The sequence below is a fragment of the Barnesiella sp. An55 genome (assembly GCF_002161555.1).
Lineage (GTDB): Bacteria > Bacteroidota > Bacteroidia > Bacteroidales > Barnesiellaceae > Barnesiella > Barnesiella merdipullorum.
Window position 1 is genome coordinate 62,301 of the sequence record NZ_NFHZ01000008.1, and the last position, 15,119, is coordinate 77,419.

12 protein-coding genes are annotated in these 15,119 nt (G+C 55.6%); 6 read left to right on the top strand and 6 right to left on the bottom strand.

The features are described from left to right. The first annotated feature begins 61 nt into the window (after positions 1-61). Genes rimO through B5G10_RS06510 form a run of 6 tightly spaced genes read left to right on the top strand, consistent with a single transcriptional unit; the run spans position 62 to position 7,095 of the window. Positions 62-1,369 carry a 30S ribosomal protein S12 methylthiotransferase RimO gene (gene rimO / locus B5G10_RS06485; protein ID WP_087423919.1) on the top strand — a complete coding sequence of 436 codons (1,308 nt, stop codon included), beginning with the start codon at positions 62-64 and terminating at the stop codon, positions 1,367-1,369. A gap of 11 nt (positions 1,370-1,380) precedes the next feature. Next, positions 1,381-2,475: a chorismate-binding protein gene (locus B5G10_RS06490; protein WP_158098791.1), complete on the top strand. Its 1,095-nt coding sequence runs from the start codon at positions 1,381-1,383 to the stop codon at positions 2,473-2,475. A gap of 14 nt (positions 2,476-2,489) precedes the next feature. Next, positions 2,490-4,175: a 2-succinyl-5-enolpyruvyl-6-hydroxy-3-cyclohexene-1-carboxylic-acid synthase gene (menD, locus tag B5G10_RS06495; protein WP_087423921.1), complete on the top strand. Its 1,686-nt coding sequence runs from the start codon at positions 2,490-2,492 to the stop codon at positions 4,173-4,175. Between the two features lie 34 nt (positions 4,176-4,209). After that, positions 4,210-5,034: a 1,4-dihydroxy-2-naphthoyl-CoA synthase gene (menB, locus tag B5G10_RS06500; protein WP_087423922.1), complete on the top strand. Its 825-nt coding sequence runs from the start codon at positions 4,210-4,212 to the stop codon at positions 5,032-5,034. Between the two features lies 1 nt (position 5,035). Beyond that, positions 5,036-6,085 (top strand): o-succinylbenzoate synthase, encoded by a 1,050-nt coding sequence (locus B5G10_RS06505; RefSeq protein WP_087423923.1) that lies wholly within the window; start codon positions 5,036-5,038, stop codon positions 6,083-6,085. Further along, complete coding sequence (locus B5G10_RS06510) at positions 6,076-7,095, top strand: AMP-binding protein (RefSeq protein WP_241147728.1); 1,020 nt, start codon at positions 6,076-6,078, stop codon at positions 7,093-7,095. Before B5G10_RS06505 ends, B5G10_RS06510 begins: the two co-directional genes overlap by 10 nt. Before the next feature lie 97 nt (positions 7,096-7,192). Here B5G10_RS06510 and B5G10_RS06515 read toward each other — a convergent pair whose 3' ends face one another. From B5G10_RS06515 to trkA, 6 genes are all read right to left on the bottom strand, one after another. Continuing rightward, complete coding sequence (locus B5G10_RS06515; RefSeq protein ID WP_087423925.1) at positions 7,193-7,894, bottom strand: Crp/Fnr family transcriptional regulator; 702 nt, start codon at positions 7,892-7,894, stop codon at positions 7,193-7,195. A gap of 168 nt (positions 7,895-8,062) precedes the next feature. Beyond that, a complete protein-coding gene (gene trxB / locus B5G10_RS06520) occupies positions 8,063-9,010 on the bottom strand; it encodes a thioredoxin-disulfide reductase (RefSeq protein ID WP_087423926.1) in 948 nt (315 codons plus the stop codon). 25 nt (positions 9,011-9,035) lie between these two features. After that, the gene (locus B5G10_RS06525; protein WP_087423927.1) at positions 9,036-9,680 is read right to left on the bottom strand and encodes a LolA-like putative outer membrane lipoprotein chaperone; all 645 of its coding nucleotides are present in this window, start codon (positions 9,678-9,680) and stop codon (positions 9,036-9,038) included. After that, complete coding sequence (locus B5G10_RS06530; RefSeq protein ID WP_087423928.1) at positions 9,677-12,217, bottom strand: DNA translocase FtsK; 2,541 nt, start codon at positions 12,215-12,217, stop codon at positions 9,677-9,679. Before B5G10_RS06530 ends, B5G10_RS06525 begins: the two co-directional genes overlap by 4 nt. Positions 12,218-12,287: 70 nt before the next feature. Continuing rightward, positions 12,288-13,751: a TrkH family potassium uptake protein gene (locus B5G10_RS06535; RefSeq protein ID WP_087423929.1), complete on the bottom strand. Its 1,464-nt coding sequence runs from the start codon at positions 13,749-13,751 to the stop codon at positions 12,288-12,290. 9 nt (positions 13,752-13,760) lie between these two features. Then, positions 13,761-15,095: a Trk system potassium transporter TrkA gene (gene trkA, locus B5G10_RS06540; RefSeq protein ID WP_087423930.1), complete on the bottom strand. Its 1,335-nt coding sequence runs from the start codon at positions 15,093-15,095 to the stop codon at positions 13,761-13,763. Positions 15,096-15,119: the final 24 nt, after the last annotated feature.

The following is a 15,119-nucleotide window of genomic DNA, read 5'->3' on the forward strand; positions in this document are numbered from 1 at the left end:
TTTACGGCTGGGGAGTCGAGTATCGACTCTCGTAGCCGTCTTTTTTTCATGTAATGTCAAGATGATAAAGAATAGCGTCGATATTATTACGTTGGGCTGCTCCAAGAATCTGGTCGATTCGGAACGGCTCATGCATCGTTTCTCCGAAGCCGGTTACAAAGTGCGTCACGACCCCGAAAAGGTGTCGAGCGAATATGTGGTGGTCAATACCTGTGGATTTATCGGGGACGCCAAGGAGGAGTCGATCGAGATGATTCTGCAAATGGTCGAGGCCAAGAAGGCCCGCAAGATACGCCACCTCTATGTGATGGGCTGCCTCTCGCAGCGCTATCGCGAGGAGCTCGAGACCGAGATTCCCGAGGTGGACAGGTTCTACGGGAAGTTCGACTGGACCAACCTGCTGCACGACCTGGGAGCCTGCAACGACGACGCCAAGGATTTCGGCCGTGTGCTCACCACACCCCCGCACTACGCCTATGTGAAGATTGCCGAGGGGTGCAACCGTTTCTGCTCCTACTGTGCGATACCCCTTATTACAGGTCGTTTTGTATCCTATCCCATGGACGAGCTGCTCGACGAGGTGCGCTCGCTGGTGGCCCGCGGTGTGAAGGAGTTCCAGATTATCGCCCAGGACCTGTCGTCCTACGGGCTCGACCTGTATGGCGAACTGAAGTTACCCGAACTCATCGACCGCATGGCACAGATTCCCGGGGTGAAGTGGATACGTCTGCACTATGCCTATCCTTCGCAGTTCCCCTACGAGATTCTGCCGGTGATGCGGCGTCATCCCAATGTGTGCAACTATCTCGACATTGCCTTGCAGCACATCAGCGACCATATTCTTGCCGACATGCGTCGCCATGTGACCAAGCAGGAGACCTATGATTTGCTGAAACGCATCCGGGCCGAGGTGCCCGGTATCCACATACGCACCACCCTCATGGTGGGTTATCCCGGTGAGACCGACGAGGACTTTGAGGAGCTGAAGCAGTTTGTGCGCGAGGCCCGGTTTGAGCGCATGGGAGCCTTTGCCTACTCCGAGGAGGAGGGAACCTATGCCGCCAACCATTTCCCCGACTCGATTCCCGAGGAGGTGAAGCAGGCCCGGCTCGACGAGTTGATGGCCTTGCAGGAGGAGGTTGCCCTCGAGAGCAACCGCTCGAAGGTGGGGCAGGAGTTTGACGTGATGGTGGACCGCGAGGAAGACGACTATTATGTAGGTCGCACCGAGTACGACTCGCCCGAGGTCGATCCCGAGGTACTCATTGCCAAGACCCGCACGTTACCCATTGGCGAATTCTGTCGGGTGAAGATTGTCGATGCCATGCCCTATGAACTCATGGCCGAACCTGTAAACGACAACCAGTAATGCCTGTCGCCATGGACCCCGCTTCTCGGGCAACGACTCTCTTGACACAGGCTTTCGGACAGAGCCTTGCGCAGTGTTTCCCGGCTTTTGCCTTCAGAATGCCGGGCGAGTCGGTCTTTTACTGGGGCGCTTGTCGGGCCGATGCGCTGGTAGCTCTTGCCGGTGGTGGCATCGTTGGTGGGGGTGAGGGTTTCCTCTTTGCCCCTTTCGATACGGCAGCTTTGCCTTCATTCTTTTTCCCGGTGCGACCGATACCGGCCGAAGCAATAGACCTGGAGTCGCTGAACCTTTGTGCCGATTCTTCCGTTACGAGCGATGAGCCTATGCCCACCTGCGATACCGATTATGCCTCGTATGAACAACAGGCCTTGACCCTCATCGGGGCCATGCGCCGTGGCGAGTTGCGCAAAGCGGTCCTCTCGCGCACCGTTACGTTGCGTCGCCCGTCTCTCACCGATGCCGACCTTTTCCTGCGGTTGGCGGCGAAATACCCCGGGGCCTTTGTCAGTTGGGTTCATCTGCCCGGGCATGGACGCTGGATGGGAGCCACTCCCGAGACGCTGCTCGATTATGCCGGTCGCAAACTATCGACCATGGCGCTGGCTGGTACCCGCAAGGCCGGTACCCCGGGTGAGTGGGGCGAGAAGGAGCGGGAGGAGCAGCAGATTGTGGCCGACACGATTGTCTCGGCCCTTGAACATGGCGGGCTCACCCCGGTCGTGAGGAGCCGTTTTACGAAAGTGGCGGCACAGGTCGAGCATCTGTGTACTCCCATCTCGGTCGAAGGTGACTTGAACAATAACCAGTTGAACGATATTTTGTGCGCTCTGCACCCGACACCGGCCGTCGGGGGATATCCCAAAGAGGCCGCGAAAGTTTGGATTGATCGCGTGGAACCACACCGGCGCCGCTACTATGGCGGCTATCTGGGACCAGTGCAGGCAGACGGGATGCACCTGTTTGTCAATCTGCGCTGCATGGAGGTGGACGATTGGTCTGTGAGATTGTATGTAGGTGGCGGTTTGACAGCCCAGTCGCAACCTGCAAGTGAATGGAGTGAGACCGAAGCCAAGGCACAGACCCTGCTCTCGGTCATAAACGATTAATCGAACAAAAACGTATGAAGACAACAGACAAACAGGGCTGCAATGCCCTCGTCGAGATTTTGGCAAAGCAGGGTGTGAAGCGGGTGGTCCTCTCGCCCGGCTCGAGAAATGCACCGCTCCTGATGGCCTTCTCGAGAAGTAGCGAAATCGAATCTTATGTGGTGGTCGATGAGCGCACGGCAGCCTTCATGGCACTGGGCATGTCGCAACGAAGCGGCGAGCCGGTAGCCCTGGTGTGTACCTCGGGTACCGCTTTGCTCAATTACGCTCCGGCCGTGGCCGAGGCCTACTATCAGCATATTCCGCTGATTGTCATCTCGGGCGACCGTCCCATCGAGTGGATCGATCAGGACGATGGCCAGACCCTGCGTCAGTATGGCGCCTTGTCGCACTTTGTCAAGCGGTCGTACGACCTGCGGGCCGAGTGGACGTTGCCGACCGACGGCTGGTATTTCAACCGCTGCGTGAACGATGCCCTGCTCACGGCTCTTGCGGGCGAAGCGGGACCGGTGCATATCAACCTCTCCATTACCGAACCGCTTACCGGCGAAACCGAGGCGCCGTCGCGGCCCGAACGTGTGGTCATGCGGGTCCCCTCGGCCAGTGTGCCCGACGAAGCGGCCATGGCACTCTTGTGCGACGAGTTCATGTCGGCACGCAAAGTGCTTGTCGTGGCGGCTTTCATGCCACCCAGCGAGGCTTTGAACCAGGCCCTCTCGCGGTTGGCTGCGTTGCCCCAGGTGGTTGTTCTCACCGAGAGTCTTGCCAATGTACACGACGAGCGGTTCATCCCCACGATCGACCGGGTTTACTCGGTAATCGACAAGAGCGAGTGGCCCGATTTCGCCCCCGACCTGCTCATTACCTTGGGCGGTTCGCTGGTGTCGCGCATGATTAAGGCCTTTCTCCGTCAGCATAAACCAAAGGCTCACTGGCGCATCTCGCCGGGCGATCGGGTGGTCGATACCCTGCAAGCCCTCACCCGTCATATCGAGGCTGCACCGGCCCCCTTCCTTGACTCACTTTTGCGTCGGGTAACCCCGGTCGATAGCTCCTATTCGGCCCTGTGGCACGACAAGCAACGTGTGGCTACCCGGTTGCACGACGACTATATGACCCGCATCGGCTGGTGCGACCTCAAGGCCTTTTCGATGATTCTGCCGGCTATCCCGGCCGGTGCAGCCCTGCAGCTTTCCAACGGTACGACGGTGCGATATGCCCAACTCTTCGACACGCCGCAGGTGAGCCGCAACGACTGTAACCGCGGGGTATGTGGTATCGACGGCTCTACCTCGACGGCCGCCGGTGCCGCTTGTGTGGGCGACGGGCCTACGGTATTCATCACGGGCGACATGAGTTTCTCCTACGATGCCAATGGCCTCTCGTCGGCTTATCTCTCGCCCCGTTTCAAAGTCATTGTCATGTGTAACGGCGGTGGCGGTATCTTCCGTTTTATCAAGCCTACGGCGGGATTACCCGAACTGGAGCGCTGCTTCGAGGTGCATCGCGATATTCCTGTCGAGAAGTATGCCGACCTCTTCGGGCTGCGCTATTTCGCAATCGACGACGAGGCGTCGGCAGCCGAGGTGTTGCCCCGGTTCTTTGCCGAGAGTGAACGCCCGGCCATCCTGGCGGTGCATACCCCCCACATCTATAATGCCGAGGTGCTGCGAGGTTACTTCCGCCGGGCCCGGCAATAATGCAGAGATTCAAGATATTAAAAAGTGACACGATATGAAAAAGTTTGATTGGAAACCCATTAAGGAGTATGAGGATATACTCTTCGATTACTACGACGGAATCGCCAAGATCACGATAAACCGCCCGCAGGTGTATAACGCTTTCAGACCCCAGACCAACAACGAGATGCTCGATGCGATGGCCATCTGTCGCGAACGTCCCGACATTGGCGTGGTGGTGCTTACCGGTGCTGGCGACAAGGCCTTCTGCTCGGGTGGCGACCAGAAGGTAAAGGGTATTGGAGGCTATATCGATGCGAACGGGGTGCCTCGTCTCAATGTACTCGACCTGCACAAGGCCATTCGCTCGATACCCAAGCCGGTCATTGCCATGGTCAACGGCTATGCCATCGGGGGCGGTCATGTGTTGCACGTGGTGTGCGACCTGACGATAGCTTCGGAGAATGCCCGATTCGGGCAGACGGGCCCCAAGGTGGGGAGCTTCGACGGAGGCTTCGGATCCTCTTATCTGGCTCGTATCGTTGGGCAGAAGAAGGCCCGCGAAATCTGGTTCCTCTGCCGCCAATATACGGCCAAAGAGGCCGAGGAGATGGGCCTGGTAAACAAGGTGGTGCCTTTTGACCGCCTGGAGGAGGAGACCGTCGAATGGTGCCAGACGATACTGAAGCGCAGCCCCATGGCGATACGGATGATTAAACGGGCGTTGAATGCCGAACTCGATGGCCAGCGCGGTCTCATGGAGTTTGCCGGCGACGCTACGTTGCTCTACTACCTCATGGAAGAGGCGCAGGAGGGCAAGAATGCCTTCCTCGAGAAGCGCGATCCCGATTTCCAGAAGTTCCCCAAATTCCCCGGATAAGATGTTGAAGGCGAGCTACGTTCCCTATACACTGCACTTCAAGGTACCGAGCGGTACCTCCCGGGGTATTCTCACCGAGAAGGATACCTACCTGGTGAAGGTGTGGGACGATGCCGATCCCGGTCGCTTCGGGGTGGGCGAGTGTGCCCTCTTCAAAGGGCTCGGGGCCGACGACCGTCCCGAGTATGAGCAGGTGTTGCAGCAGGCTTGCCGCGAGATAGACCGTTACGATAGCCTCGACCTGGCGGCCTGGAGTTCGATACGCTTCGGCCTGGAGACCGCCTTGCTCGACTGGCAGAACGGAGGGAAGGGGATTGTCTATCCCTCTGATTTCGTGGACGGACAGCGGGCTATCCCCATCAACGGTCTCATATGGATGGGCGACAAACGCACCATGGCGGCCCGCATCGAAGAGAAGCTGGCAGCCGGATTCTCGTGTATCAAACTGAAAATCGGAGCCATCGACTTCGACGACGAGTGCGACCTGCTTGCCTTTATCCGCAAGCGGTACAGCCGCGATACCATCGAGTTGAGGGTCGATGCCAACGGTGCCTTTGCTCCCGACCGGGCGCTGGAGTACCTGAAGCGTCTCTCGGCCTATGACTTGCACTCCATCGAGCAGCCTATACGGGCCGGGCAGTGGGAGGCAATGGCCCGGTTGTGCGAAGCCTCGCCCCTGCCGGTGGCTCTCGACGAGGAGCTCATTGGGGTGACCGGTGCCGCTGCGAAAGCCACGTTGCTGAAGACCATTGCTCCGCAATATGTGGTGCTGAAGCCCTCGCTCATCGGAGGCTTCTCGGGTACCCGCGAGTGGATCGATGCCGCTCGGGCTGCCGGTGTCGGGTGGTGGATTACCTCGGCCTTGGAGTCGAACGTGGGGCTGAATGCTATTGCCCAGTTTACCGCCACCCTCCCGTTGACGATGCCGCAAGGGTTGGGTACCGGCGCTTTATATACCAACAACATAGCCTCGCCTCTTGAGCAGGTGGGCGAGGTGGTGCGGTACAATCCTGCCAAGGGATGGAATTTCCCGGCCGACTTATGGAGATAACGCTCAACCATCGCTTGTGTCGCACTCGCGACGAGGTGTTGGCTGTGGCTACACCCCAGGTGGCCGATTTTCTCGACGAATGGTATTCGCCGGCCGACTTTGTGTGGGGCCACACTTCGGGCTCTACGGGGGCACCCAAACCCATGAAGCTGTCGAAACGGGACATGGAGGAGTCGGCCCGGCTCACACTCGATTTCTTCGGTATCACTGCGGGCACGACCCTGCTGCTGTGTCTCTCGCCCGACTATATTGCCGGCAAAATGATGATTGTGCGTGCCATCCTCTCGGGTGCCGATCTGCTGGTAGTACCCCCTTCGAGTCGGCCGCTGGCCACTGTCGATGAGTCGGTCGATTTTGCCGCGATGGTTCCGGCACAGGTGGTCGAGTCGCTGAACGACGCCGAGCATCGGGCAAAGCTCGCTCGGGTGGGGGCGCTTATCATTGGCGGAGCACCGCTTTCGCCCGCTACCGAAGCCCGTTTGGTTGAGCTGCCTGTGCTCTCCTATGCCACTTATGGCATGACCGAGACGGTGTCGCACGTAGCCCTGCGCCGCATAGGCGACCCTACGATGAACTATCGGACCTTGGGTAGTATCACCTTCACGACCGACGACCGCGGTTGTCTGGTCATTCACACTCCGCACTTTACCCTGCGGCAGTTTGTCACCAACGATGTGGTGGAGCTTACCGGCGAGCGCAGCTTCCGTTGGATAGGACGCTACGACCATGTAATCAACAGTGGAGGAGTGAAAATTTTTCCCGAGCGGGTCGAGCAGAAGATTGCCTGCCTGTTTACCCGTCGCTTTTTCATTGCTGCGGGGGCCGACGAGAAGTGGGGCGAGTGTGTGGCCCTGGCCATAGAGGGCGAGCCTCTGTCATCGGTCGATGAGGCTGCGTTGCTTGCCCGCATCAGGGGGATGGTCGATCGCTACGAGGTACCTCGCCGGGTCGTCTATCTGCCGGTGTTTTCCGAGACCTCGTCGGGGAAAGTCATCAGGCGACTCTCTTGAACAGCTATGATTAATCGGTATGATACAAGCGAAGCTGTCGTTTCTCGTGGAGGCGACAGCTTCGTTGGTTATGGGGGATAAATGAGATGTTTATTGTTTATCCGAACTTGCTGATTTTGCGCAACCGCTCTTCATCGATGATTTGGATGCGTCGGCCATCGACGGTGATAATCTTTTCATTGGTGAAACTCGAGAGGGTGCGTATGGCATTCGAGGTGGTCATGTTCGAGAGGTTGGCCAAATCTTCACGGGCCATATAGATGTTGAGGGTGAGCCCGTCTTCCTCGACACCATAGTTCTCTTTGAGAACCAGCAGCGACTCGGCCAGCCGGCCGCGGATGTGTTTCTGGGTGAGGTTTACGGTGCGGGCATCCGATATGCCCAGGTCGTTGGAGAGCTCCTTGATAAAGAACCAGGCGAGCCCGTTGTTCTTGCGTATATGTTCCTCGACCAGCGGCATGGGCAGGAATCCCACGGTCGAGTTCTCAATAGCGGCGGCAGCCGTTACATAGGCCTCGCGCGAGAAGTAGGCCCGGTAGCCAAAGTACTGAACCGGACGTATCAACCGGATAATCTGGCTGCGACCCCCCACGCCGTCTTTGTAGATTTTTACTTTCCCTTTGAGCAAGCACATGAGTTGCGTGGGTGTTTCACCCTCGCTGTATATGATTTCGTTCTTTTTGAAATTCTGAATCTTGAAATTTTCGGCAATAATGCGTTTTTCTTCACTTTCGAGCAGAGCCCAAAAATCAGACATCTCTTCTTGTAGTATAGACTCTAATGTGCTTTTCTTGACCATTTGCCTTATAACTATGTTTTACAGCACAAAAGTAACTAAAAAATTGATATATTGTTTCTTAAAAGAGTGAAAACATTTATTTTTTATAATAAATCGAGTTTTGGAACAAGAAAAAATAAGGAGGAAGAAATATTTCTCCCTCCTTTTGAGCTGCTCAGATAAATTCCTTTACAGGTTGTTGTTGACGAGATATCGTTCGGCATCGATGGCAGCCTTGCAACCCGAGGCTGCTGCCGTGATGGCCTGGCGATAACGGGGGTCGGCCACGTCGCCGGCGGCAAATACACCGGGCACATTGGTCTCGGTGGTGTAGGGACGGGTGACAATGTATCCGTTTTCGTCGAGTTCGATCGAGCCTTTGAAGATATCGGTGTTGGGCTTGTGTCCGATGGCCAGGAAGAAACCGTCGATGGGCAGGTCGTAGCGCTCTTCGTGATCGGTACCTTTGCCTTTGACCAGATGTGCTCCCTCGACACCGTTCTCACCGAACAGTCCCTCGGTCTGGGTCTCAAACAGAATCTCGATGTTGGGATTGTCGAAGACCCGTTTCTGCATGATGTTGGAGGCTCTCAAGTAATTTTTGCGTACAATCAAATAGACCTTCGAGGCGAGGTGCGACAGGTATTCGGCCTCTTCGCAAGCCGTATCGCCTCCGCCTACGACCGCTACGATTTTCTTGCGGTAGAAAAATCCGTCGCAGGTGGCACAGGCCGATACGCCCAAACCGGCATATTTGGCCTCGTCGGGGAGACCCAGATATTTGGCCGAGGCCCCGGTCGAGATGATTACCGTGTCGGCTTCGACAACCTTCTCGCCCTCGATGGTGATGCGATAGGGATGGGTCGAGAAATCGGCGGCGGTAGCGATGCCCCGACGTATGTCGGCGCCAAACCGGGCAGCCTGTTTCTTCAAGTCTTCCATCATATCCATGCCCGATATCCCTTCGGGATAACCGGGAAAGTTTTCTACTTCGCTGGTTGTCGTGAGTTGTCCGCCAGGCTGCATACCCTCGTAGAGTACGGGCGACAGATTGGCCCGTGAGGCATATATGGCTGCGGTGTAACCGGCCGGGCCGGAACCGATAATGAGACAACGGATTCGCTCGTTTTGTTCCATAGTTTCTTTATTTGTAGTTAAGTAATTAGCGCAGGTCTATCACGTCGGCGTTGGGATACTGTTTCTTGTCGAAAACAAAGGTAGCATCGGGAAAGTTTTGCCCGGTAGTATATTTCGACAGGGTAATGGTGCTGTGGGTGCGGTCGCTGAAGTAGATTTGGAACGACTGGGGAGTCCAGGTCGAAGCGTTTACGGTAATGACCACGCGATCGATGTGGGTCCCCTTCTTCTTGGGAGTGAGTTCGGCGATACGCTGCTGGCTGTTTTTCGACTTCAGTGCCTTGACGCTGAAATTCTGTTTATAGGTTTGGATGAGAATATAGGGGTTCACGGCTGCAATCTCGTCGGTGGTGGGCTCGGTGAGGTTTACCTCCTGGGTAGCCTCCACGTAGGCCCACTGTTGCCGGCCGTTGTACCACACGGTCATGGTCGGGGTTTTCCAGTAGAACTTGTTCCCCGCGATTTTTATCGTGCCCGATTGCTTGTCGATAGGTTCGTTCATAGCATTGGTGGCGGTCAGGGTAAACGAGGCCGAGATGTCGCCCGAGCGGTTGAATTTTTCTACTACCTTGTCGAGAGCGGCGGTGCCGGTTTGGGCTTGTGCACGCTCTACCGAAGTCAACAGGAAGAGAGCGGCACAAAAAAGTAATATGCGACTCATTGTTTTCATTTCATTAATTCCAGTTTGTTTTCAAGAGCCATGATGTCCGATATCAGTATCTGACGGGGTTTTCCGCCTTCGCTGGGTCCTACGATACCGGCAGCTTCGAGTTGGTCCATCAAGCGGCCGGCCCGGTTGTAACCGATGGAGTATCGCCGTTGCAGCGATGAGGTCGAGGCTTGTCCCGAGACGACAATCATCTTGGCGGCCTCTTCGAAGAGGGGGTCGCGGTTGATCACGTCGTTTGCGCCACCCGTGTCGCCGTTGTCGTTTTTGTATTCGGGCAGTTCGTAGGCTTCGGGGTATCCCTGTTGCTTGCTAATGTATTCGCAGATGCGTTTCACCTCGGGAGTGTCGATAAAGGCGCATTGGATACGCTTCAACTCGCCACCTTCGGTGAAGAGCATATCGCCCCGGCCGATGAGCTGGTTGGCTCCCGGTGCGTCGAGGATGGTGCGCGAATCGACCATCTGCATCACCCGGAAGGCGATACGGGCCGGGAAGTTGGCCTTGATGTTACCGGTGATAACGGTTGTCGAGGGACGTTGGGTGGCGATGACCATGTGGATGCCCACGGCCCGGGCCTTCTGGGCAATGCGGGCAATAGGCATTTCGACGTCGCGACCGGCCATCATGATGAGGTCGGCAAACTCGTCGATAACCACCACGATATAGGGCATGAACTTGTGTCCGTTGTTGGGGTTGAGCCGGCGGTGAATGAACTCTTCGTTATACTCCTTGATGGTTCTCACGTTGGCTTTGGCCAGCAGGGCGTAGCGGTTGTCCATCTCGATGCAGAGCGAGTTGAGGGTGGCAATGACCTTGTCGCTGTCGGTGATGACAGCTTTTTCGGCATCGGGCAGCTTGGCCATGAAATGTTTCTCAATAGACGAGTAGATGCTGAACTCGACCATCTTGGGATCGACCAGCACAAACTTGAGTTGTGCCGGGTGTTTCTTGTAGAGCAACGAGGTGATGATGGCATTGAGGCCTACCGATTTTCCTTGTCCCGTAGCACCGGCTACCAGGATGTGAGGCATCTTGCAGAGGTCGGCAATGAACACCTCGTTGGTAATGCTCTTGCCCAAAGCCAGCGGCAGGTCATATTTGCACTCCTGGAATTTGCGCGAGGCCAGTACCGAGTACATCGATACCATCTTGGGATCTTTGTTGGGCACCTCGATACCCACGGTTCCTTTGCCGGGAATGGGGGCGATGATGCGAATACCCAGGGCCGAAAGGCTGAGGGCGATATCGTTTTCGAGACTCTTGATGCGGGCAATGCGCACACCGGCCTCGGGCTTGATTTCGTAGAGGGTAACGGTGGGACCCACGGTAGCGGTGATGGAGCTGATGCCGATGTTGTAGTTTTTCAACGTCTCGGTGATGAGTTGTTTGTTGGCAGCTTGCTCCTCCATGTTTATCTCTACCTCGCTGCTCTCGCGTTTGTCGAGCAGGTCGAAGGTAGGCCGCTTGTAGTGTGAGAGGTCTTTGGTGGGGTCGTAGTCTTCCATGGGCTCGGCCTGGGTGTCCAGCACTTCGGTCTCGGCGGTCTCGATTACAAACGAGGGATCGCCGGTGTCGATGGTGAGCCGTTTGGTCTCTTCGTGCTCGGGTACAGGGTCGGGTTCCACCACGTCGTCGGGGGCGGGGAGCGGTTCTACCACATCGTCGGGATAGGGTGGCAGGGTGTCGGTTACATCCTCGGCAGCGGTTTGCGGCTCCTCTTCATGAACCGGTTCGTGAGCCTCCTCGGTTTCGTCTTTTACTTCCTCTTTCTCGGCTTTTTCGTCAGGCTCTTCCTCGTCATCCTCTTCCTCGTCATCCTCTTCGTCTTTCTGCTCGGTTACTTGTGCTGCCTTTTCCCGGATGGCCTGAATGGCTTTGCCGGTGAGGTTGACCGACGAGAGCCGACGTATGTAGTCGATGGTCTTGTAGCTTAAGTGAACCAATAGGATGATGGCGAGGGCCACGATGAGCAGAGCCGTGCCCCAGGGGCCTATCCAGGCGTTGAGCCATTGGGTAGCGTAGTAGCCGTGGTATCCGCCCAAGTAGAGGAATGTATTTGCATAGCTGTGGAGAAAAATGAATCCGAAGAAGAGCGAGAGTACAATGATGGAGAGCGCACAGCTGATGGTGAACCGTATCATGCGGACGTGCGACACTTTGATGAAACGGCGTCCTACGACATAGAGCCACAGGGCTACGATGAACGCCGAGATACCCATCCAGCGGTTAATCATCAGGTTCGAGAGGTAGGCCCCGAAAGCACCCGTCCAGTTTTGTATATCGTTGCTTATCGACGAGAGCTCGCCTATCGAGAGGTTTTCGATTTTGCTTTGGTCGGCACTGCCCGTAAAGAAGAACGAGATAAACGAGATGGCCATGTAAATCGAAGAGATAATAAGGAGCATCCCCGTGATGAAGTTCACGCGTTCGTTCTTGAACAAACCTTTGTGAGATTTTTGCTCTTGGGCCGACTCTTCGGGGGCAGTTCCTTCCTGCGGAGTCGGTTGTATTTGTGCTTCTTCTTGAGTCTTAGGCATATTTGAGATATATATCTATACGATTGAAATAGAATACAAATATAGCGAAAAATAGTGGCTTTGCGAAATCCTATGAGTTTTTCCAGAAATAGGAGGTAAAGAGTATCAGTACGGTAAACAACTCAAGTCGGCCGATGAGCATGATGAAAGAGAGGGTCCATTTGCCCACGTCGGGGATAAAGGCATAGTTGCCTACCGGGCCTGTGGCTCCGGCTCCCGGACCGATGTTGCTCAAGCACGAGAGGGTCGAACCGAAGGCCTCTTCGATCGAGAGTCCCAAGGCCGTGAGTATGATCGAGCCGGCAATCAGTACCATCACATAGACCAGGATAAAAGCCAGAATCTTCGATACCACCTCGTGCGAAATGGCTTTGCCGTTTACCCGCACGGGCAGGATGGCATTGGGGTGGATAACCCGGTAGAACTCGTTGCGTGTATTCTTGGCAAGCACCACCAGACGGTCTATTTTGGCGCCACCGCAGGTCGAGCCGGCACAGGCTCCGAAGAACATGAGCAACAGGAACACGGTAGTGAAGAAGGGGCCCCAGGCCACATAATCGCCCACGGTATAACCGGTACTGGTAATAATGGTAACGACTTGGGCCAGCGCTACTCTCACAGTCTGCTCGAATGAGGCGTTTTGGTTCGTCAGGTACAGCCCGGCTACTACAACGACAGTAGCACCTACTACGATGAGGGTGTACCATTTGGTCTCTTCGTTGGAGAACAGCCGTTTCACGTCGCCGGTGACAGCCCTGTAAACCAGGGCAAAGTTGATGCCGGCAATAAAGGTAAATATCGTAATCACATAGTCGATATAGGCCGAGTGCCAATAGTTGAGGCTGGCCTGTTTGGTCGAGAATCCACCTGTGGCCATGGTGCTGAATGCGTGGCAGATGGCGTCGAACGGTTTCATGGGGCCCAGGCATAGCAGCAGGCACAATATGGCTGTGAGCGACATATACACGCTCCATAGTTTCTTGGAGGTTTCGCCAATCTTCGGTTTCAGCTTTTCATGTGAGATTCCTGTCACTTCGGAGTTGAAGAGGATGAGTCCGCCCTGATGGTTGAGCATGGGCAGTATGGCGATGGTCAAGAGGATAATACCCATACCCCCGATCAGCTGTACAAAGCTGCGCCAGAACAGGATACCGTGGGGCAGGGCCTCGACATTCTTGACAATAGAGGCTCCGGTGGTGGTCAATCCCGAGACTGTCTCGAAAAAGGCATCGGTAATGCTCAGCGAGTTGGGCATGAGGCAGAAGGGAAGCATACCGAAAACGGTAAAGAAGAACCATATCGAGGAGACAATCAGGTAGCTCTCTCGCTTGCCCACCTCGTTGCGGGCATTTCTGAAGAAGTAGAACAAGAGGCCTCCCGTGATGGCCGTAATCAGTACCGACTGCAAAAGGGCAGGGGCATCGCCATCGCCATAGATGAGGGCGACGATGTATGGGACGAGCATGAGAATTGCCTCCAGGCACAGCAACATCCCGACAAATTTCAGTATGACACGAACATTAATTTTGGCCATAATCTCTCGTTAATTGAATAGCTTGTCTATTTTGTGCAAGGCCGTGTCGAGACAGAAGATCACGACGTGGTCGTTGGGTTGTATGTGCGTGTTACCAGTCACGATCATACCGTGGCCGTCGCGCACCAGACCACCGATGGTGAGGTCCGACGGCAGCTTCAGCTCTTTGACCGGAGCTTTGGTAATCTTGGAATTCTCTTTCGCTACGAGTTCCATCACCTCGGCATCCGACAGGGCCAGGCACTTGGCATTCGACGAGTCTTCGTCGAGTAGCAACTGGAAGATGCGGCTGGCCGCCAGTAGCTTCTTGTTGATGATGTTGCCAATGTTCAGTCGTTCGGCCGTTGAGATGAATTGCAGGTTTTCGACCTCGGCGATAGTCTTTTTTACCCCCAGCTCCTTGGCGGTGAGGCAGGCCAGAATATTGGTCTCGGAGCTGTCGGTGAGTGAGATGAAGGCATCCATGTCGCGTATGCCCTCCTCTTTGAGCAGATCGACGTTGCGGCCGTCGCCCTGGATTATAATCACGTCGTTCATGTATTCGGCCAGGCGGTAGCTCTTCTGACGGTCGCACTCGATGAGTTTTATCGTCATGTCGTCGGGGGCATAGCTCGAGATGCGTATGGCAATGCGGCTACCGCCCATGATCATGATTTTGTGAATCTCGGCCTCACTTTCGCCCGAGAGTTGCTGTATCTCCTGGATGTGGTTGGGCGTGGTGGTGAAGTAGGCGATGTCGCCTACTTTTATCTCGTCGTTACCACGAGGGATGATGGTCTCGTGCATGCGTTTGATGGCTGCGATGTGATATTGACTGTCGGCCGTGGTGAGTTCGTAGAGTTTCTTGTTCAGAATCTTGGCATTTTCGTGCAGCTTCACGCTCAGCACGATGAGCTCGCCGTTGCACAGCTCGAACCAGTTGCGGGTCCAGGTGTGACGCAGGGCGGTAATCACCTCCTCGGCGGCCAGTTTCTCGGGATAGATGAGCTCGTTGACTCCCAGACTGTCGAAGAAGGCTTTGTTCTCGGGCAGCAAATATTCGTAGTTATCGACCCGGGCCAATGTCTTTTTGGCTCCCATTTTCGACGCCATGGTACAGGCTGTGATGTTGCGGGTCTCAAACGGTGTGACGGCGATAAACAGATCGGCCTGATGCACTTTGGCCTGCTCGAGTGTCTTAAAGGCAGTGGGGCTGCCCACGACCGTCATCAGGTTATAGTTGGCATCGAGTTCTCTTAGCTTTTCTTCGTCGCTGTCAACCAAGATGATATCCTGTTCTTCGCGGGAGAGTAGCTTGGCCAAGTGTGTGCCTACCTCTCCGGCTCCTGCGATGATGATTTTCATAATTTGTTATACCCTTTGTATTTT